Raw genomic sequence first — 19524 nt, forward strand, 5'->3', positions numbered from 1 at the left:
AAAGTCCGCGTCGCCGTCTCGTTGGCGCCGCACCCCGTCGGTGGAGGCGGGTTATAGGGCCCCAATCCGAACCTGTAAACACCTTTTTTCGAGATTTTTGGAGTTTTTCGGCGATTGTTTTTTTCACCCCCGAAACGGTCCGCACAAACCCTTGGCTTTCGGGGGTTTCACGTAGAAACCGGATATGCGCATAGCTCGACCCACATCGGCGCATAACACGGAAACCCATGGGGAAAACGGACTCTGGCTTAGTGATTACAATATGGAGTCCAATGACTTCGCAGCAAAAACGAAAAGGGAAACGTTCAAATCGCAACAAGATTTTCGCTTTTTCACACAATCCAAGTCGCGTAAGAGAATCCCATTGATGATCTTGCAACGCCAACACAACCGATGGATCCATCCATCAGCCGTTTTCCGTGTTGCTGCCCACCCATATCATAAGGCCAACATCCGTGATCGAGATCCCGCACATTGTCGCCCATCGCGGCGCTTCGATTGAAGCCCCGGAAAACACCATTGCCGCATTCCGGGTTGCCGGCGCACGCGGCGCCAAATGGATTGAGTGTGATGTCACGCTAAGCGCGGATGACAAATGCGTGCTTATCCATGACGACACGCTTGAACGGACCACCAACGGTACCGGCCCCATCCATCACAGCGATTTTGACACCCTGCGCAATCTTGATGCCGGGGGATGGTTTTCAGACATATATAAAGGCGAACGAATCCCCAGCCTGAAAGATACGCTCGAAACCCTGTATTTCATGGATATGGGGGCCAACCTTGAAATCAAGCCATCAGGCTGCGATCCGGTGCGCCTGTGCGAGGAAGTCATCAAGGAACTTCACACATCAAAGACCGTACCGCCAATTCTGATTTCAAGTTTTGATGACACCGCGGTTGCCCATATGCGCAAGCATATGCCAGACCTGCCATGCGGCTGGTTGCTGGAAACCCTGCCAAAAAACTGGAAGGCAGAGTATGCGCGCCTTGGCGCATCGGCCATTCATATTGACCACAAGGCACTGACACCGGTGAGTGCTGCCGAGATTGTCGATGCTGGTGTCCCGCTGGTTTGCTATACCATCAATGATGTCGAACGCGCCAAGGAGCTGTTCTCCTGGGGGGTAACATCGGTGATTACCGATGATCCGGCCAAATTGCTGATGGCGATTCCCCGCCGACCGTTCGCCGCCCACAGATAGACCCTGGATCAAATCAAACCAGGGCAAAACGGCATCACGGCTCTGATCGCCACCACGCCCCAGAGCCCGATCGCCAGATAAAAACAGGAAACAGTCCAATGTCCATAGCCCCACAAGATGGTGCTCCGGCTCCGCCGCCACTTGATCCGGCACTTGATCCGACACTTTCGCCAACCCCGCTTTATCCCAATAACCGGGTAAAGCGTCATCTGAGCGAATTGTTCAGACTGGCACTGCCGGTGACGATTGCCCGTCTTGGCATGCTGATCATGGCGGTTGTCGATACCATTGTGGTTGGCAACTATGACAGTGCGGCACTGGCCTACCTTAATATTGCACATGCGCCCTTTACATCCTTGATGGTGACCGGCATCGGACTTCTGACCGGGGTGATGGTCATGACATCGCATGCCAAGGGTCGCGACAACCTGATGGCGGCCGGGGCTGTGTGGCGCAATGCCATGCCTTACGCTGTCCTGATCGGCATTGTCTTTACCGTTCTGACCATGCAATCGGACTGGCTGTTTAAAATCACCGGTCAGCCGGTCGAAATCACCGACCATGCCGGCGATCTGGCCATGATTCTGGCAATCGGAATGCCCGCCGCACTGATTTACATTACCTGTGCCTTTTTCCTTGAAGGATTGCAGCGTCCGCTGCCGGGCATGGTGTTGATGATCGCGGCCAACCTGGTCAACCTCGTTCTTGATTACGGGCTGGTTTACGGGGCGTTCGGCTTGCCGGAACTGGGTGCCGAAGGTGCGGCATGGACATCAAGCGTCATCCGCTGGTTCATGGCACTTGGTCTGCTGGGTTATATCCTGCTGATGAAAAGCCATCATCTTTATGGCATTCGCAACGGCTTTGCCGGTTGGTGGCGCGGATCGCGCGATGCCCGCCACCTGGGCTATGCTGCGGGTGCCAGTCAGGGGATGGAAACCGGTGCCTTTGCCGCCATGCAGCTTTTCGCCGGTCGTCTTGGCGTGATTGCCGCGGCAAGTTACGGCATCAGCATGACGCTTTTGGCATTGATGTTTATGGTAGCACTTGGTCTGGCGTCGGCAACATCGGTTCGGGTCGGCATTGCCTATGGCAGGCGGGACCGACCGGACATGGCGCTTGCAGGTTGGATTGGTCTTTTGACCACGATGTGCGTGATGCTGGTCCTGAGCATTCCGCTTTATCTGTTCCCTGATGCGGTTGCGCATCTGTTTACCCAAGACGTCGCGGTGCTTGCCACCACGGTTTCTGTATTGATTTTGATGCCGATCATTTTCCCGACTGATGGCGGGCAGAATGCCGCGATCAGTGCCCTACGTGGCGCTGGCGATAAATGGGCACCAACGATTTTGCATCTGGTGTCCTATATCTTTGTCATGATCCCGGTTGGCTATTACCTGTCATTCGTTCTTGAGATGGGGGTCCGCGGCCTGTTTTGGGGGATTGCGATTGCAAGCCTTGTCGCAGTCAGCGGTCTGGCGATCCGGTTCCTGATCGTGTCATCGCGCGACATTCCGGAACATCCCGAACAGATCTAGGCATCGACAGCCAACACACAAAAAGCGCCGCCGGTTTCGCCCGGCGGCGCTTTTTTTTACCCATACCATGCACGTGATCAGGAACGCGCAGCATCAAATTGGCGCTTCGTCATCAAAAGATCACAGAACGGCAGGACCAGTGTGTCGAACGCCGATGCAGCGCGCGCGGCATCAATCCGGATGATGTGCTGTTCGATATCGCGCTGGGTGGCAAACGCGCCAAGCGGTGCCAGTTCCGGCAAGGCATCAACCATGATCGCGTAAAATGCGACCTGATCCTCGCGCGCTGTTCCCGCCGCCAGATTGCCCAGATGGTTATAAAGCGCCATCGCCAGGAACCAGCGGCAATAGGGCATCAGACCTTGCAATATCTCGGAGCGTTGTTGCGGCTGGACATATTGTTGCAGGTCATGATCAAGCCAGACAGCATTTTGCACGCCTGCCACAAAGGCATTGCGAAGGGCCGGATATTCATCACTAAAGAAAACGGTCGTCAGCCAGGATGACACATCATCAAGGGCTGCCCGGCGCGATGCCGGTGTGCTGTCATTCCCGAAATCAAGGGCAGGCATCGGCGGTTTGCCCGACATGGCAAGACTTGCCACCGCCGGATCAATCAAGGCATTGGCAAGCCACGCCTGATGCCAGATTTTCATCGGACGGAAATAGGGCTCCTTTTCCGCACCGCCGGCTTCGATCCAGCTTTCGATCAGGTGTGCGCGCCCCAATGCGATACCAAGGCGCAGGGCATCTTCAAACCCCATGCCGTTTTGCAAGAAAGCATCACCGAGCATATCTTCAAGCAAGGGCAGCATGCTTGTGACATTGTCAGACCGAAGTCCCGCACCAAGTGGCTGATAGAAAGATGCCGCGTCACTGTGGCCAAGAATGGCGCGGGCATGCTTGGCAAAATCACCCCAGAAAACAAGCTTTACCGGCTCTGCACGTTTGCGCCAAAGCGGGCGGGTCATGTGCCAGCTTTCGCATTCAAAACTGGCCATTGGCAGGGCATCAACAAGGCGCGCCAACGGTTTGGCCACTGCCAATTCCAGATCATCCTCGGATCCGACATGCCCGATGGACAGACGCCAGCCGGGTTCTTCATGGGGATGACGATCCAGCCACAACATGGCAAAACCGGTCGCATTTGACCGGCCCGCTGCCGGGGCAACCAGATCAAAAAACAGCGACAACGGTGCTGGCATTTCCGGCACGCTATGATCGGTCAGTGCGTCCCCAACGGTCCAGGTTTTGACCAAGACATCATCGGCATCCGGTCGATTGTCAAAACGCGGCGGCAGAAAACCGGAATATTCGTTTGCAGGACGGATGGGGTCAGTCATGGCAGCCTCATGGATGCGAAGGGGCACGATGATTTAAATGAAATCATTCATGGCGCTGCTGATACCCAAGGAAACCGGGCAGGTCAATCACCCGACAATCAGCCAGCACACCTTGAATGGCCGCGGCCAGCACCAGACGGGTTAGGCATTACGCCCGGGTCAAACCGGCATGGCCGATGCTGGCCTCGCGGTAGACCGAGGGCGGCATCGCTATCAAACGTCTGAAATCGCGTGAGAAATGCGCGTTATCTGTAAAGCCGCACCAGAACCCGATTTCACCAACCGAGAGGGTAGTGCCATACAAAAGCCGGCAGGCTTCGCGCACACGCACCAGGCGCAGAAGGTCGGAAAACCGGCTGTTGGCCTGTTGCAAGCGGCGCTGCAAGGTGCGCCCGGATGTATCAAGCGCAGCAGCCACTTCATCAATGGTCCAACTGCGCCCGATGTCATGTTCCAACACCGTACAAAGTTGTTGCACGATCGGGCGCTGCGCCCCGATCGACGGCGCGGTTCCGGGCATATTGGCCATGAATGGATAGGATGACGAAACCTGTTCGAAACTGCCCCAGTTAATCCGAAAACGAAGGCCACGACCGGAAAATGCCAGTTTGTCGCTAATGCGGCCTTTACGCGTCACACTCACTGCCGGACCGTGACTGGGCAAAATGGTGGCGTCAATATTCTCGGCTCCGGCCGCCTCAAGCAAGCCGATCAAAAATCCCAGCAAAAGCAGGTTTTCCACCCGTGCCGGGGGCTGACCGCGCACGACCCCGCGATGGATGGTGATGGATTTTCCGGTTACGGAAAAATCGCTGCGCGCACGCGCATGGGAATAGCCTTCAAGTCGGCGCCAGCGATCTGCAATCACCGACGGTGTTGCCGAGTGACGCAACATGGTCAGGATCGGTTCCTGTTCCTTTGCCGCCAGATACCGCCCAAGACGCACCAGCACCGCCGGTCCATTGATTTCTTCGAGTGCCAGCATGATGCTGCGCAGCTTGGCAGAAGTTACAACCGTCCCGCCCGGGACAAGGTCATAGCCCCGCGGCAACCATGCCAGTTGCCGGATCAGGGCAACATGCAAACCAAAAGAAACAAATTCCTGCATCAAAACGCGCCAAATTAAAGGTAATTGGCGCGATCATACAAACTAATGACTGACCTGTCAGTGTCACATTCAAAATGTCACGAAGCTGTTACATTGATCACGATTTTTAAAAAACCCGCTCAGATGAAGGTCACTTGGCGCAACGACAAGCCATTGCCGACCGGGTGCGGGCATGGCACTTTTAAACATCTCCTGCCCCTTCCCAGACAATACGGATTGATAGTGTGATCAAGGTTCTTTTCGTCTGCACCGGCAATATATGTCGTTCGCCCACGGCCGATGGCGTTTTTCGCAAGATGGTTCGTGACGCCGGACTGGATGACCATATCAGCGTCGATAGCTGCGGGTTGTCGGCCTATCATGTTGGTGAATTGCCCGACCCGCGATCGCGCGAAATGGCCAAAAGTCGCGGCATTGATCTTAGCGACATTCGATCCCGCAAGATCAGGCCTGCCGACTATCACGAATTTGACTATGTTCTGGCCATGGATGACGGGCATTTGCGCGATATGCGCCGCCAGGCACCCAACACCCATCAGCACCGTATTGAGCTGTTTCTGGATTATCATCCGTCGATGGCCGGACAAAGTGTCCCCGATCCCTATTACGGCGGTGCCAACGGGTTTGTCGATGTGTTTGACATGATAGAGGAAGCCTCAAGCAACCTGCTGTCGCACATCCGCGAAAAACACGAAATCTAGGCCCTTAGCCCCCGGAAAGGATTATGGATAAACGCGCGCTTGCAGATTTGATCAAACGCCACGCCGGGGCGTCGGTGCGATCCGTCGCACCACTTTCGGGTGGGTGCGTTGCCGATGTAATGCGCGCCGATCTGGATGATGGGCGGCAACTGGTGATCAAGCACAGCACGACAAATGACGCGGAAAATGATGCAGGTCTTTTGATCGAGGCGGAAATGCTGCGTTATTTCAAAACGCACTCCCCGATCCCTTGTCCCGAGGTCATCCATGCCGACGCAAATTGTCTGGTGATGACATTTATCGCCAATGACAACCGAATGACGGGACCTGTGCAGCGCGACCTTGCCGAACAGCTGGCAAGCCTGCATCAGGTAACGTCCGAAACGTTCGGACTTGGCTTTGACACTTTAATTGGCGGCTTGGCGCAACCAAATACACCCGAGGAAAGCTGGATCACGTTCTTCGCCGAACACCGTTTGCGTCATATGGCGCAACACGCACATCGCGAAGGCAAGCTGCCAGGTAGTATGGCCGCACGCGTTGATCGATTGGTCGAAAGGCTTGATAATCTTTTGCCAGACCGGAGCACAGCGGTGCTGCTGCATGGTGACTTGTGGGGTGGCAATATCCTGTGTCAGTCTGACAAGCTTGCAGGCTTGATTGATCCGGCGATCTATTACGGCGATCGGGAAATCGAACTGGCCTTTGGGACGTTGTTTGGGGATCTAAAACCGGAATTTTTCGCGCGGTATAATGAAATATTGCCGATAGAGCCGGGGTTCTTTGAAGAACGCCGTGATTTGTATAATCTTTATCCGTTACTGGTCCATGTTCGCCTGTTTGGCGGCCATTATGTCGGTTCGGTTGACCATATCCTTGCCCGATTTGGGCACTAAAGCACGTGAACAAACACAAAATACCATCAGTTAGGCACACCTAGAATGGGGAAGAGAGAGTTGAAAGTACTAGCAGGAGCCGCCATCGCCTTGACCATGACGGTCAGCATCGCCGCCATCGCCCATGAAGGCGCGACCGGTGTTGTCAAGGAACGCATGGAAGGCATGAAGGCCATTGGCCAACAGGTCAAAATCATGGTCCCGATGATGAAGGGTGCATTGCCCTATGACCCGGATCAGGTCGCGAAAGCCGCGACGATTATCGAAGGTCACTCAGGCGAGACCTTTACCGCCCTTTTCCCGGAAGGCAGTAATGGCAAACCGTCTGAAGCACTGTCAGACATCTGGGAAGACTGGTCAAAATTCACCAATCTGGCAAACGAACTGCACGCCAAGGCCAGCGATCTTAAATCGGTCGCAGTTTCCGGCGGATCAGAAGACGATTTCAAGGCATCACTTGGTGAAATGATGCAAACCTGCAAATCCTGCCATAGCGATTTCAAGGAATAGATCGGACAAATTTTGCGGTCCCGACGCAAAAAAGGTCGCAGCATTTTGGTGCTGCGACCTTTCTTTTTGGATCAACTGACTGCGTCTTAGCGACCGATCATGGCAAAGAATTCGCGGCGCGTGATCGGGTCATCGCGAAATGCGCCAAGCATCCGGCTGGTCACCATTGAAACGCCGGTCTTGTGCACGCCACGGGTGCTCATGCATTGGTGATTGGCATCAATCACCACCGCCACACCAAGCGGATCAAGCTCTTCCTGAATGGTGTTGGCAACCTGTGCGGTCATCTTTTCCTGAATCTGCAGGCGTTTGGCATAGACCTCGACCACGCGGGCCAGTTTGGAAATGCCAACAACACGGCGGCGCGGCAGATAGGCGACATGTGCCACACCAATGATCGGCACCATGTGATGTTCGCAATAGGATTCGACGCGAATGTCGCGCAGAACGACCATTTCGTCATAGCCGTCGGTTTCTTCGAATGTCCGACGCAGAATCTCGGCCGGGTCCTGCTGATAGCCAGCAAAGAATTCACCATAAGACCGTGCCACACGGTCAGGGGTTCCGCGCAAACCTTCGCGGTCGGGATCATCCCCGGCCCAACGTAGAAGTGTCCGAACCGCTTCTTCTGCTTCTTCGCGTGTCGGACGCTTCACCGGGTTATGTTCGCTGCACATACCAAATCCTTTGTCATTTTATTACAGGATTGAACCTGCCTTGGTGGGGCTCTCGGCCCGCGCTACCTGATACTGTTTTTTGACGCGATCAGTTCACAGTGTGTTGCCCATGCGGACTGTCCAGCGAAAAGGATGGAATCGCAATATCAAAATGATTGCCGTCCATATCCGTCATTTCGAAAGTGCCCACCATGAAGCCGCTTGGCGTGGTCAGTGGCGCGCCACTTGTGTAGTTGAAACTTTCGCCACATGCCAAAACAGGCTGTTCGCCGACAACACCCGGGCCTTTGACTTCCTGGGTTTCGCCACGCGAATCCGTAATCCGCCAGTGACGGTTAAGCAACTGAACAGTTTTCGAGCCGAGATTCTCGATTTCGATGCGATAAGCCCAAATATAACGATGGGTGTCCGGGTCTGATTCGTCCTCAAGGAACATCGGCTTTACCGATACCTTGATGTCGTGGGTTACGGTCGAATACATGCATATCTCCGGGCCAAGTGTGTTCCAGTCAATTTGCATCAGCCAAGAATGCGATGGATGGACCCTTTATGTAGACAATCCTTCCCGAAAGTACCAGTCAGCAGTCAAAACAAACTGGCATTATCCCCCGGATCGGAAACGAAAAGGCCCGCACAATGTACGGGCCGGATCGATGTCAGGATTACTGTTGGTCCATGCTTTTAAACGGCAAGGGCCGCCAACAGGTCTTCCTTGAGGTCATCAATATCTTCCAGACCGACAGATAGACGCAGCATGCCCTCGGTAATGCCCATTGCAACCTTGTCCTCGGCCGGCACACGCTGATGCGTGGTGGTCGAGGGATGGGTTGCAAGGCTTTTTGCATCGCCAAGGTTGTTGGAAATATCAATCAGCTTGAGATTATCAAGCAACGAGAAGGCTGCTTTCTTACCACCGGCAAGCTCGATTGCGATCAATCCACCACCACGGCCAGACATTTGCTTCATTGCCAGTTCATGCTGCGGGTGACTTTTCAGCCCCGGATATAGAACGCGTGACACTTGCGGCTGTTCCGTAAGAAACTCAGCCAATGCAGTTGCATTGCGAATATGCTGATCCACACGCAGGCTAAGTGTCTCAAGCCCCTTAAGAAGAACCCAGGCATTGAACGGGCTCATGCTTGGCCCGGTATGACGCAGGAAGGTGGTCAGATGTTCGTCATGCCATTCCTTGTCATTAAACAGGATCGCCCCGCCAAGGCAGCGCCCTTGACCATCGATATGCTTGGTCGCGGAATAGACGACAATATCCGCCCCCAGTTCCATCGGCTTTTGCAGGATCGGTGTGGCAAAGACGTTATCGACAATCACCTTGGCACCGGCCTTGTGCGCCAGTTCGGAAATGAAGGCGATATCAAGAACCTCAAGGGTCGGGTTCGACGGTGTTTCAAGAAAAACCGCATCGGCCGGTTTCGAAAGCGCCTTTTCCCAGGCATCCTTGTCCGTGCCGTCCACCAGTTCGGTCTCAACACCAAACCGCGGCAAAAGCGTGGTCAGGATAAATTCGCACGACCCGAACAGCGCCCGCGATCCAACCACACGGCCACCGGCGTTGGTGCTGGCCGCCAATGCATTCCAGACAGCCGACATACCCGATGCCGTCGCGCGGCAATATTGCGCGCCCTCGATCAGGGCAAGGCGTTCTTCGAACATGCCAACGGTCGGGTTGGCGAAACGCGAATACACAAAACGTTCCGGACCGCTGCCATCAAAGGAGGCCTCGGCCTCGGCGGCAGTTTCATACACATAGCCGGAATTCATAAAGATGGCTTCGGAGGTCTCGCAGAATCCGCTGCGCGCTGTACCACCGCGCACGGATCGGGTCGCTGCGCGCCAGTTATCGGAAGCCTTTTTGTCGGTCGTCATCGTCTTGCTCCTACATGCCCGGAATGTACGCATACCGTAATCCGGACACAAAAAAACCCTGACCGGCATGAATGGGTCAGGGCCGAAGCCATAGCACCCCTCTTTAGCGATTTTTTACGTGGCCGCAAGCCGGTCGACAAATCCCACGATGCGCAGACGATACGTCCAGTTTTCCCCTACGTCAAGCGCCACTCCCTCAGGTTTATTGCGCATGTTCCTGCGCCATCCGGCCAGGCTTTGTACAATTTGCCCTCACGCAATGGTGAAGGCAGTTCATAAGCAAGTTTTGAAATTTCTCTCTAATGTTGGGTCAAATAATGCGATCCTGTCTTCAGGGATTTGCATTTCGAACCAAACGAACGACTTGCAAGAGCCTGAAATCAATGACCAAAACCAGTTCAATGGCGTCACACTTGTCCGACCAGAAACCAGATACCCGCAGCGAAATCAAAGGCACGTCAAAGCCCCTATGGCGCAAGCTTTTGCCGGTGATTGTTCTGGTTGTCGGACTTGTCATTGCATGGGCCAGCGGCATTCTCGATTTGCTGTCATTTGAGTCCCTGCGTGAAAACCGCGACCTGTTGCAGGGTTTTGTCGCAGATAACCCGGTTTCCAGCGTTCTGGTCTTTATGGGACTTTACGTCGTTTCGGTCGCACTTTCCCTGCCAATCGGGTCGATCCTGACCATCACGGGTGGCTTTCTGTTCGGGGCATTTCTTGCCACCAGTTATATTGTGGTCTCCGCCACCATCGGAGCGACGATCGTTTACCTTGCGGCCCGCTATGCGTTTTATGATCTGATGCGCGCCAAGGCCGGAAACGCCGTCCGCAGGATGGAGGAAGGCTTTGCTGAAAACGCGTTCAGCTACCTGATGGTTTTGCGCCTGATTCCGATATTCCCGTTCTGGCTGGTCAATCTTGTGCCGGCACTTCTTGGTGTCAAACTGCGATCCTTTGTTTTTGGCACCATGATCGGCATCATTCCGGGCACCTTTGTCTATGCCTCCATCGGGGATGGTCTGGGGGCGCTGTTTGATCAGGGCAAGACACCTGATCTTGGCATCATCTTTGAACCCCGCATTCTGACCCCGATCATCGGGCTCGCCGTGCTGGCGCTTTTGCCGGTGGCCTATAAGAAATTGCGCAAACGTAAAATCGGGGCGAACGCCGATGAATAAGATCATCACGACCGACATTTGTGTCATCGGGGCTGGATCGGGGGGCCTTTCGGTTGCGGCCGGGGCCGTCCAGATGGGCGCAAAGGTTGTCCTGATCGAAAAGGGCAAGATGGGCGGTGATTGCCTTAATACCGGCTGCGTTCCGTCCAAGGCGCTGCTGGCGGCTGGCCATGCCGCGGAAAATGCACGCAGGGCTTCACGGTTTGGCGTATCGACCGGGCCGGTGGAGATCGACTTTGGCCGGGCTATCGACCATGTTCATTCCGTGATCGCAGGCATCGCGCCCCATGATTCGGTCGAACGGTTCGAAGAACTCGGCTGCACGGTCATTCAGGCCGAAGCCCGTTTTACCGGTCCGGGTGAAGTCGTTGCCGGTGACACCACAATCAAGGCCAAACGCTTTGTCATCGCCACCGGCTCACGTGCGGCCGTACCGCCGATCCCGGGCCTTGAAACCGTTTGCTATTTCACCAATGAAACCATTTTCGAAAATCGCGTTCGCCCGGAACATCTGATCATCATCGGCGGTGGCCCCATCGGGCTTGAAATGGCGCAGGCCCATCATCAGTTGGGTGCGAAGGTCACCGTGATTGAAAAGGGCACCATCCTGCCCAAGGACGATCCGGATCTGGTGGCCGTTGTCCGTGACCGCATCAAGGCCGATGGCATAAGCCTCTATGAAGGGGCGAAAACCAAGGAAATCCTTGATGTGAATGACCAGATCAGGGTCGTGATCGAACATCAGGGTATCGAGATTACCTTGGAAGGCAGCCACCTGTTGCTGGCAACCGGACGCAAACCCAATGTCGAGAACCTCGGCCTGAAGGATGCCGGTATTGAATATACCGACCGCGGCATTTCCGTCGATGCGCGATTGCGGACGTCAAACAAAAAGGTCTTTGCTATTGGCGATATCACCGGCGGCCTGCAATTTACCCATATGGCGGGATATGATGCCGGCATCGTCATTCGCAATGCGCTGTTCCGTCTTCCGGCCAAGGTCGATCACAGTGCCGTGCCATGGGTGACCTACACCAATCCGGAACTGGCACAGGTCGGCCTGACCGAAAAGGCCGCCCGCGAACAATATGGCGATGACATCCGCGTTGTGACCTGGGATTACGCCGAAAATGACCGCGCCCGGGCAGAGGCCGAGACCGACGGCTTCATCAAGGTCATCACCAAACCAAACGGCCGGATTCTGGGGGCTGCCATCGTCGGACGGCAGGCCGGTGAACTGATCGGCGTCTGGTCGCTGGCGATCAGCAATAAGATGAAGATTGGCGCGATTGCGGGCATGATCGCGCCTTACCCGACCTTGGGCGAACTTTCCAAACGTGTCGCCGGGGCCTGGTACACACCCAGCCTGTTTGGCGAAAAAACCCGCAGGCTTGTGCGTTTCCTGCTGAGGTTCGCATAAGCGGCTTGCTTGCCATCGCGCATGAAAACAAGCATCTGTATTGCTGTACTTTTTTCGTTTTATCGGCCTAACATCAGTTAATGAATAACCGGCATTTGAAATTGCCCCCATGGGCCAAATCGCTTTCCGCGCGCCTGCTGGTGCTGACGGTAAGCTTTGTGATGCTTGCCGAGGTGTTTGTCTTTGCCCCCTCTGTCGCCCGCTTTCGGATCGACTGGTTAAAGGCGCATCTTGATTCAGGCTACCTTGCGGCCCTTGCCCTTGAAGCCACCCCCGATCAGATGATCCCTGATGATCTTGAACGCGAACTTCTGTCCAATGCCGGGATCGAAGCGGTCATCCTGCGCCGTGAAGATCGCAAATTACTGCTGCAACGCGATGATATGCCCGCCAAGGTCGACAAGGACGTCAATCTGAGCGATTTCTCGATCCCGATGGCCTTGATGGAGGGGCTGGCAACACTCAGCCAGACCGAAAACCGGGTATTGCGCGTGGTTGGCATGCCCTCCATGGCGCCGGATTTCGAGATCGAGGTCCTTGTGCATGAAGACCGCCTGACCGAGGCGATGCGCAATTTCGGCTGGCGGGTGTTTGGCCTGTCTCTGATGATTTCATTCTTTACAGCCGGGCTTGTCTATTTCGCGCTTAATCGGTTGCTGGTGCGCCCGATGCGAACCCTGACCAGCGACATGATCCGTTTTCGCGAAGACCCACAGGACAAGGCATCGCTGATCAATCCCGGCGAACGTGATGATGAAATCGGTGTTGCCCGCCAGGAACTCGCCATGATGCAGCAAGACATCCAGGCGATGCTCAATCAGCGTCGCCGTCTTGCTGCCCTTGGTACGGCCGCCACCAAAATCAGCCATGATCTGCGCAATGCATTGGCGACCTCGATGCTGATGACAGAACAGCTTGCCAAAAGTGAAGATGACGAAGTCCGTGCCGTGGTGCCGCGCCTGTTGTCATCGATGGAACGTGCGGTTTATATCAGCGAACAAACCCTGTCCTTTGCCCGCGAGACGCCACCACCGCGCGATCTGGCAACCTTCACCCTGATTGAACTGATCGAGGAAATCCGCGATCAGATCCTGCTGCAAAAATGCGAACCGTTGCTTGATGGCGGCATGGGCGACGCACCTGCGGCCAATGAACCCTGCCCGGCGCGGATTGAGATCGACCTGCCTGATGATGTCATGCTTGAAGCGGACTATGACATGCTGTTTCGCGCCTTCAGCAACCTGATGCGCAACCCGCTGGAGGCCGGGGCGACCACCGTCACCATCAGTCATAAAATTCAAACCGAACCTGAAAAGGGTGACGAATCGGCCAAGGCCCGCCGCTCTATTGAAGTTTTCATTGCCGACAACGGGCCGGGTTTGCCCGAAAAGGCGATCAAGAACCTGTTCGTCCCGTTTGCCGGCAGCGGGCGCCAAGGCGGTACCGGACTTGGCCTTGCCATCGCACGCGAACTGATCAGCACCCATAACGGTGAACTTCGCCTCACTGCAACAGGGCCGGATGGTGCTGTTTTCACAGTCAAATTGCCACTTGGTAACTGATTTCGCTGTATTCCTGTGCTGCAGCGCATCCCATCGATAGATTTTTCCTATCTATTTTTATTTTATATTCGATTTTATCTTTTGATCAGTATTTGCGACCTTGGGTTATGGCGATGCCGGGCTTGATCCCGATCCCCGATCCGCTCCTGACCCAAAGTTCGGTATCGCCAAACTCGCTTGAGTGTGCACCGTATTCTTTTGAAGCCTTCCTACCCCTGTTGCACCCTCCCTTGACGTTGGCACCTCAAGTGAGACCGCATGTCGAAGCCCCATAATCCTTGCCGGATTATCATCAGGGGATCTGAAATGGTCCCCGCCCTCAAAACCCCTTGTCCCGATACGGACAAGGGGTGTTTTTTTGACATCACATCAGCGTGGGCGGATCAATGACGCACGCATGTCGTCAATCTGTTGGCGCAAAAAGCAGCCTTGCGCGTGATCATTGATCAGGCCCATCGCCTGCATGAACGCAAACACCGTGGTCGGCCCGACAAACTTCCAACCGCGTTTCTTGAGATCCTTGGAAAGGGCAACGGACGTCGGCGACGTTGACATCGACTGTGGTGGGTCAACCTTATCCGGTTTCGGTTCAAACCGCCAGAAATAGGCGGCAAGTGATCCTTCCTCGGCCACCATCTCGCAAGCCCGTTTGGCATTGTTGATCGATGCCTCGATCTTGCCGCGATGGCGGATGATCCCGGCATCACCAAGCAGTCGCTCAACATCCGCATCATCAAACTGCGCGACCTTGTGAAAATTGAAACCGGCAAAGGCTTTGCGGAAATTCTCGCGCTTGGTCAGGATCGTGCGCCAGCTTAATCCTGACTGGAATCCCTCAAGACAGATTTTCTCAAACAGGCGGATGTCATCGGTCACCGGAAAACCCCATTCCGTGTCGTGATAGGCGTTAAATTCCGGCGCCGCATCACACCAGGTACACCGGCATTTTCCATCCGTTCCGATTGTTGTTTTGCTCATCGCTCAGGCCATCAGGAAATCAAGACGTTGATCGGCACGCGCGGGCGAGATTTCCAGAATCTCGGCGCTAACGATCCCTTCGACAACGAACGGATCTTCATTCACACGGGTTTCAATCTCGTCGCGCGACACACCGTGGGCCAGAACCGCACCGCCCATATTGGGTTGCAGGCTGCCGACCATCAGAAACACACCATCATCAAAGCCCTGCTTGATCCAGGCTTTGTGCGCGTCCATGAATTCCGGGGCCTTTGGGCGGTTTTCGGCAAATTTCAAAAAGATCGCAAACATCGTCTACTCCCTGTCTGGGTTATTTTTGTTAGCAAGCCCCGCAATCTGGTCATCCAACCAGGCGCACATCAGCTCGACCTCGTGATGCAGGAACCGGTCATCGTCAAACGCATTGGCAAGGGTCGCCACCCCCTGACTTCGGCCAAGGATATGCATGGCCAGTTCATCGGATTTGTCGCCAAAACCCAACCGTTCGAACTGTCGGCACAACCAACTGCGAAACAGGGTAAACAGTGCCGCCGCATCGCTTTTTGCCGTGTGGTTCAGCTTCGCCAGTTCTGACGACAACGTACCCACCGGGCAGCCGTATCTTCGGATTTTCTCGCCATTGGCGATCAAGATATGAATGAAGCTTCGAATACGCTCCGCCGGGTCTGATCCGGCAATTTCCCAGCGATCAAGCATCTGCTCGGTATTGGCAAGGCGGCGATTGATCACCCCATCAAGGATGTCATCCTTGGTCTTGAAGTGATGATAAAAGTTGCCGCGCGATATGCCGACGGTGGCTGCGATATCGGCAAACGATGTTGCCTCGAACCCGTGCTGGTAAAACAGCAGGTCCGCTGCCTCGACAATCCGTTCTCGTGTTTCTGCTGCCATTTTCAGATATGCCGCCCGATTGACCAAGAATTAGGACAAATGTCCCAATCTCGAAATTAGGTCAATTGTCCTATTCTGTCAATAAGACAAAAAACACCCGCAAGCATCGCCTGCGGGTGCCGGAAAATTCGGTGATAAATATCCTGGGTTTTGATCAGTCGCGCCAGAAGGCCGGGAACAGCAGAACCAATACGGTAAAGACTTCAAGACGGCCAATCAGCATGCCAATCGACATCAGCCACTTCGCCCCGTCCGGCAGCGTCGCAAAGTTGCCCGACGGGCCGACAATCGGGCCCAGTCCCGGTCCGACATTGGCAATCGCTGTGCCGGCACTCGAGACTGCGGTGATAAAATCAAGCCCCATCGCGCCAAGTGCTGCGGCCAGAACCACAAAGCAGAACACAAACAGGAAGAAGAAGCTCAGCACCGATTCCGTAACATCTTCCGAAAGCGGTTTGCGGTTGTAATAGGCAATGAAAACGCCATGCGGACGCAGCATGTGCGAAAGCTGGATCTTGGCGATTTCATACAGAACCTGAAGGCGGAAGATCTTCACCCCACAGGTTGTCGATCCCGCACAGCCACCAATGAACATGACAAAGAAGAACACCGTCACCGCAAACGGGCCCCAAAGCCCGTAATCGGTGGTGGCATAGCCCGTACCGGTCATCACCGACACAATGTTGAAGGACGTAAAGCGCAGCGCATACAGGAAATCGACATTGTTGGTTTCCGAATGCCAAAGGGCGAGGCCGACAACGATGGAAACCGCAATTGTGATAAACCAGCGCACCTGACTGTCGCGGAACAAGGCCCGACCCTGCCCGCGCAGCATCTGCAGATACAAAATAAACGGCAACGCCCCCGTCGCCATGCCAAGGGTGATGATCACATCAATCGCCGCACTGTCATAATGCCCGATCGACGCATCCTTGGTCGAAAAGCCGCCGGTGGCAATCGTCGTCATGGCATGCGCAATCGCATCAAATGGCGTCATCCCCGCCGACCACAACATAATCGCCCAAAGCCCGGTGAAGCTCAGATACAGCATCGCGATACCCATCGCGATCTGGGTTGCGCGCGGGAACGCCTTGTCCGATTTGTCGGAGTTTTCCATGCGGAACAACTGCATCCCGCCAACGCGCAGCATCGGCATGACGGCAATCGCCATCACGATAATCCCGATCCCGCCAAGCCACTGCAAAAGTGCTCGCCACAGCAAGATCCCCTGCGGCGCGGTATCAAGGCCGACAATCACGGTCGATCCGGTGGTGGAAATACCTGACATCGCTTCGAAAAACGCGTCGGTATAGGACATATCAAGATCGGAAAAGGCAAATGGCAACGCCGATGCCGCCGTCAAAACCAGCCAGCTCAGCGTGGTCAGGATAAAGGCCTGGCGTGAATTGATCTTAAGATTGTCCATGCGGTTCATCATGATCAATGCCCCGCCGACAAACAGCGACACAAAGGACGCCGCCGAGAACACGATCCAGTCACGCTGCCCGTAGTAAAGGTCGACCAACGCCGGGATGAACATGCCAATCGACAACGTACAGAGCAAAATGCCGACGATGAAAAGAATGGGACGGAAATCGATCAATGAAGCGCCTCTTGGCACATACACCGCGAAATCCCCCCGGACAAACGGCATATGGTGCGTCTGATGTTCTGTTTTCGGAAGCCACTGCATACCCGAAAATTCGGTCTGCATGTACCCCCTTCATCACAAGCAGCGAAATTCTTGGCATATGGGGCCACAATGTCCAGTCCTTTTAAGCTGTTGCAAGCTGCCTTGCCGTCGGAATTTCGCGATCATCAACACGATTTGTTCGCGCCCGCACCCTGATTAATGAACGACCGTCACCTTTGATCCGACTTTCAATATCGCCACACTGCGCGACCATCACCACATAAGGATGTCTATAATTCTTATTGATTTCTGATAGTTCACCTGTTGATCAGAATCACTCCAATATAATCGCCGGTTTCTTTTGGCTCTTTCCTCATCGCTCAAAGAACGCAAACCTGCCTGTATTTGATATTGTGTCGTGCAACATGGCGCGCTTTCCCCTAAATTAGCCGGATCAAAAACGATGAGTTCAATCATCGGTGCCTGCCTTGTGACTATCCTTGGGGAGCTTCCCGTGTGGGGAAAGAAATTATACTTCGCGATCATTCTGTGCGTTCTGCTGGCGGTCGGGTTTCTGACCACGAGTTTTGTAAGCTTCTATGTCGCCCGGGATTCTCTTGAAGAACAGATTTCCGAAAGCACGCTTCCGCTGACCAGCGACAATATCTATTCCGAGATTCAGCGCGATCTGTTGCAGCCGATCTTTATTTCTTCGTTGATGGCCCATGATACGTTCTTTCGCGACTGGGCCCTTTCCGGCGAAACTGATCCAGAACGGATCACCAAGTACCTCGCCGAAATCCAGTCGCGCTACGATACGATCACGGCCTATTTCATCTCTGAAGAAACCCGGAACTATTATCACCCGACCGGCGTGATCAAACAGGTGAGCGAAGATGACCCGGCCGATGGCTGGTATTTCCGGGCACGCAACGCGAAGCAACCTTACGAGATCAATATCGACCACGACACGGTTGATCGGTCGCGCCTGTCGATCTTTGTCAATTATCAGGTGCGTGATTATGACGGCAATGTCATCGGCATCACCGGTGTTGGCCTGGCCGTCAGTTCGGTCACCAATCTGATCGAAACCTATCAGGCACGCTATGGCCGGACGATCTATTTCATCGACACCGAAGGCCATGTCACCCTGCGTGGTAGCGGCTTTGGCGATGCCCACAGCCTGCAGGAACGGCCGGGCATGCGCACCCAGGCCACCAAAATCCTGACCTCGCCCGGCGCGTCGATCAGTTACGAACATGGAGGTCACACCTATTTCGTCAACAGCCGTCTGGTGCCTGAATTTGGCTGGCTTCTGATTGTTGAACAAAGTGACTATTCATCTGATGCACGTCTTCAAAACACGCTGTTCATCAATATCGCGATTTCGTTGCTGATCACGATTGTGGTCGGGCTGATCGCCTTCCTGACCGTGCGCAATTATCAGAAGCGCCTCGAAGAACTGGCATCGCGCGACAAACTGACCGGCACGTTTAACCGTCAGGTCTTTGACATGATATTTGATCAGGCGGTTCAGAACGCAAAACGGCAAAAATCGGTACTGTCGGTGATGTGTTTTGATGTTGATGGCTTCAAGGCAATCAACGATGGCTATGGCCATCCGGGCGGGGACGCGGCACTTCGCGAAGTTCTGACCATGGTCCGCCAGAATGTGCAGGACTCCGACGTGATCTGTCGCTGGGGCGGGGATGAATTCGTCATTCTGTTCCCCGGAAAAGATCGCAAGGAAGCCATGACAAAGGCCCGCGAACTTGCCGACTCTGTCCGCAATGCCCCGGTCCGTTTCGGGCGTGATCATATTCCGGTTACCATCAGTGCCGGCATCACCGAATACCGCGATGGCGAGGATCTTGATACCTTGATGGCCCGTGTTGATAACGCGCTTTATACCGCCAAGGCATCCGGCCGCGATCACATCTCCCTGTCCTGATCCCTCAGGCCGCGACCAGATACAAAACACCCCCGGCAGAACAATC

18 protein-coding genes and 1 riboswitch are annotated in these 19524 nt (G+C 54.7%); of the genes, 9 read left to right on the top strand and 9 right to left on the bottom strand.

The window, feature by feature from the left end:
• Positions 1–455 precede the first annotated feature (455 nt).
• Positions 456–1208 (top strand): glycerophosphodiester phosphodiesterase family protein, encoded by a 753-nt coding sequence (locus tag AUQ41_RS00005; protein ID WP_063085633.1) that lies wholly within the window; start codon positions 456–458, stop codon positions 1206–1208.
• A 98-nt stretch (positions 1209–1306) separates the two neighbouring features.
• On the top strand, positions 1307–2746 hold the full coding sequence (locus AUQ41_RS00010) for an MATE family efflux transporter (protein WP_063085635.1): 1440 nt from the start codon (positions 1307–1309) through the stop codon (positions 2744–2746).
• Between the two features lie 77 nt (positions 2747–2823).
• On the opposite strand, the gene AUQ41_RS00015 is transcribed toward AUQ41_RS00010, so the two are convergent.
• Positions 2824–4089, bottom strand: coding sequence for a hypothetical protein (locus AUQ41_RS00015; RefSeq protein WP_063086803.1), 1266 nt, complete (start codon positions 4087–4089; stop codon positions 2824–2826).
• A 148-nt stretch (positions 4090–4237) separates the two neighbouring features.
• A complete protein-coding gene (locus tag AUQ41_RS00020; RefSeq protein WP_063085637.1) occupies positions 4238–5197 on the bottom strand; it encodes a helix-turn-helix transcriptional regulator in 960 nt (319 codons plus the stop codon).
• Positions 5198–5421: 224 nt separating this feature from the next.
• Here AUQ41_RS00020 and AUQ41_RS00025 point away from each other — a divergent pair, with 224 nt between their 5' ends.
• From AUQ41_RS00025 to AUQ41_RS00035, 3 genes are read left to right on the top strand one after another with little or no spacing between them, the layout of a single operon-like run.
• A complete protein-coding gene (locus tag AUQ41_RS00025; protein ID WP_063085639.1) occupies positions 5422–5898 on the top strand; it encodes a low molecular weight protein-tyrosine-phosphatase in 477 nt (158 codons plus the stop codon).
• A 23-nt stretch (positions 5899–5921) separates the two neighbouring features.
• Entirely contained in the window at positions 5922–6794 is an 873-nt protein-coding gene (locus AUQ41_RS00030; protein ID WP_063085640.1) for a fructosamine kinase family protein, read from the top strand.
• Positions 6795–6854: 60 nt separating this feature from the next.
• Positions 6855–7304 (top strand): cytochrome c, encoded by a 450-nt coding sequence (locus AUQ41_RS00035; protein ID WP_158586094.1) that lies wholly within the window; start codon positions 6855–6857, stop codon positions 7302–7304.
• An 86-nt stretch (positions 7305–7390) separates the two neighbouring features.
• Here the strand turns inward: AUQ41_RS00035 and folE are convergent, their stop codons facing one another.
• The 3 genes from folE to metZ all read right to left on the bottom strand — a co-directional run bounded on the left by folE (position 7391) and on the right by metZ (position 9865).
• On the bottom strand, positions 7391–7981 hold the full coding sequence (gene folE / locus AUQ41_RS00040) for a GTP cyclohydrolase I FolE (RefSeq protein ID WP_008889129.1): 591 nt from the start codon (positions 7979–7981) through the stop codon (positions 7391–7393).
• Positions 7982–8069: 88 nt separating this feature from the next.
• Positions 8070–8462, bottom strand: coding sequence for a Co2+/Mg2+ efflux protein ApaG (apaG, locus tag AUQ41_RS00045; RefSeq protein ID WP_063085647.1), 393 nt, complete (start codon positions 8460–8462; stop codon positions 8070–8072).
• A gap of 200 nt (positions 8463–8662) precedes the next feature.
• Entirely contained in the window at positions 8663–9865 is a 1203-nt protein-coding gene (gene metZ, locus AUQ41_RS00050) for an O-succinylhomoserine sulfhydrylase (protein ID WP_063085650.1), read from the bottom strand.
• Between the two features lie 82 nt (positions 9866–9947).
• Positions 9948–10022: riboswitch (SAM riboswitch) on the bottom strand.
• 226 nt (positions 10023–10248) lie between these two features.
• On the opposite strand from metZ, the gene AUQ41_RS00055 reads away from it, so the two are divergent.
• From AUQ41_RS00055 to AUQ41_RS00065, 3 genes are all read left to right on the top strand, one after another.
• Entirely contained in the window at positions 10249–11043 is a 795-nt protein-coding gene (locus AUQ41_RS00055; protein WP_063085653.1) for a TVP38/TMEM64 family protein, read from the top strand.
• A complete protein-coding gene (locus AUQ41_RS00060) occupies positions 11036–12463 on the top strand; it encodes an NAD(P)/FAD-dependent oxidoreductase (RefSeq protein ID WP_063085656.1) in 1428 nt (475 codons plus the stop codon). The genes AUQ41_RS00055 and AUQ41_RS00060 overlap by 8 nt, the downstream gene beginning before the upstream one ends.
• Positions 12464–12558: 95 nt before the next feature.
• Positions 12559–14025: a PAS domain-containing sensor histidine kinase gene (locus AUQ41_RS00065; RefSeq protein WP_232308269.1), complete on the top strand. Its 1467-nt coding sequence runs from the start codon at positions 12559–12561 to the stop codon at positions 14023–14025.
• Positions 14026–14394: 369 nt separating this feature from the next.
• Here the strand turns inward: AUQ41_RS00065 and AUQ41_RS00070 are convergent, their stop codons facing one another.
• From AUQ41_RS00070 to AUQ41_RS00085, 4 genes are all read right to left on the bottom strand, one after another.
• The gene (locus AUQ41_RS00070) at positions 14395–15003 is read right to left on the bottom strand and encodes a DNA-3-methyladenine glycosylase I (RefSeq protein ID WP_063085661.1); all 609 of its coding nucleotides are present in this window, start codon (positions 15001–15003) and stop codon (positions 14395–14397) included.
• 3 nt (positions 15004–15006) lie between these two features.
• Positions 15007–15294: a YciI family protein gene (locus AUQ41_RS00075; RefSeq protein ID WP_063085664.1), complete on the bottom strand. Its 288-nt coding sequence runs from the start codon at positions 15292–15294 to the stop codon at positions 15007–15009.
• A gap of 3 nt (positions 15295–15297) precedes the next feature.
• Complete coding sequence (locus tag AUQ41_RS00080) at positions 15298–15894, bottom strand: TetR/AcrR family transcriptional regulator (protein WP_063086804.1); 597 nt, start codon at positions 15892–15894, stop codon at positions 15298–15300.
• 154 nt (positions 15895–16048) lie between these two features.
• Positions 16049–17608 carry a TrkH family potassium uptake protein gene (locus AUQ41_RS00085; RefSeq protein ID WP_232308270.1) on the bottom strand — a complete coding sequence of 520 codons (1560 nt, stop codon included), beginning with the start codon at positions 17606–17608 and terminating at the stop codon, positions 16049–16051.
• Positions 17609–17990: 382 nt separating this feature from the next.
• Here AUQ41_RS00085 and AUQ41_RS00090 point away from each other — a divergent pair, with 382 nt between their 5' ends.
• A complete protein-coding gene (locus tag AUQ41_RS00090; RefSeq protein WP_083952889.1) occupies positions 17991–19478 on the top strand; it encodes a sensor domain-containing diguanylate cyclase in 1488 nt (495 codons plus the stop codon).
• The last annotated feature ends 46 nt before the right edge of the window (positions 19479–19524 follow it).

Origin of the sequence: Thalassospira sp. MCCC 1A02898, assembly GCF_001618185.1 — a bacterium.
Taxonomy (GTDB): domain Bacteria; phylum Pseudomonadota; class Alphaproteobacteria; order Rhodospirillales; family Thalassospiraceae; genus Thalassospira; species Thalassospira tepidiphila.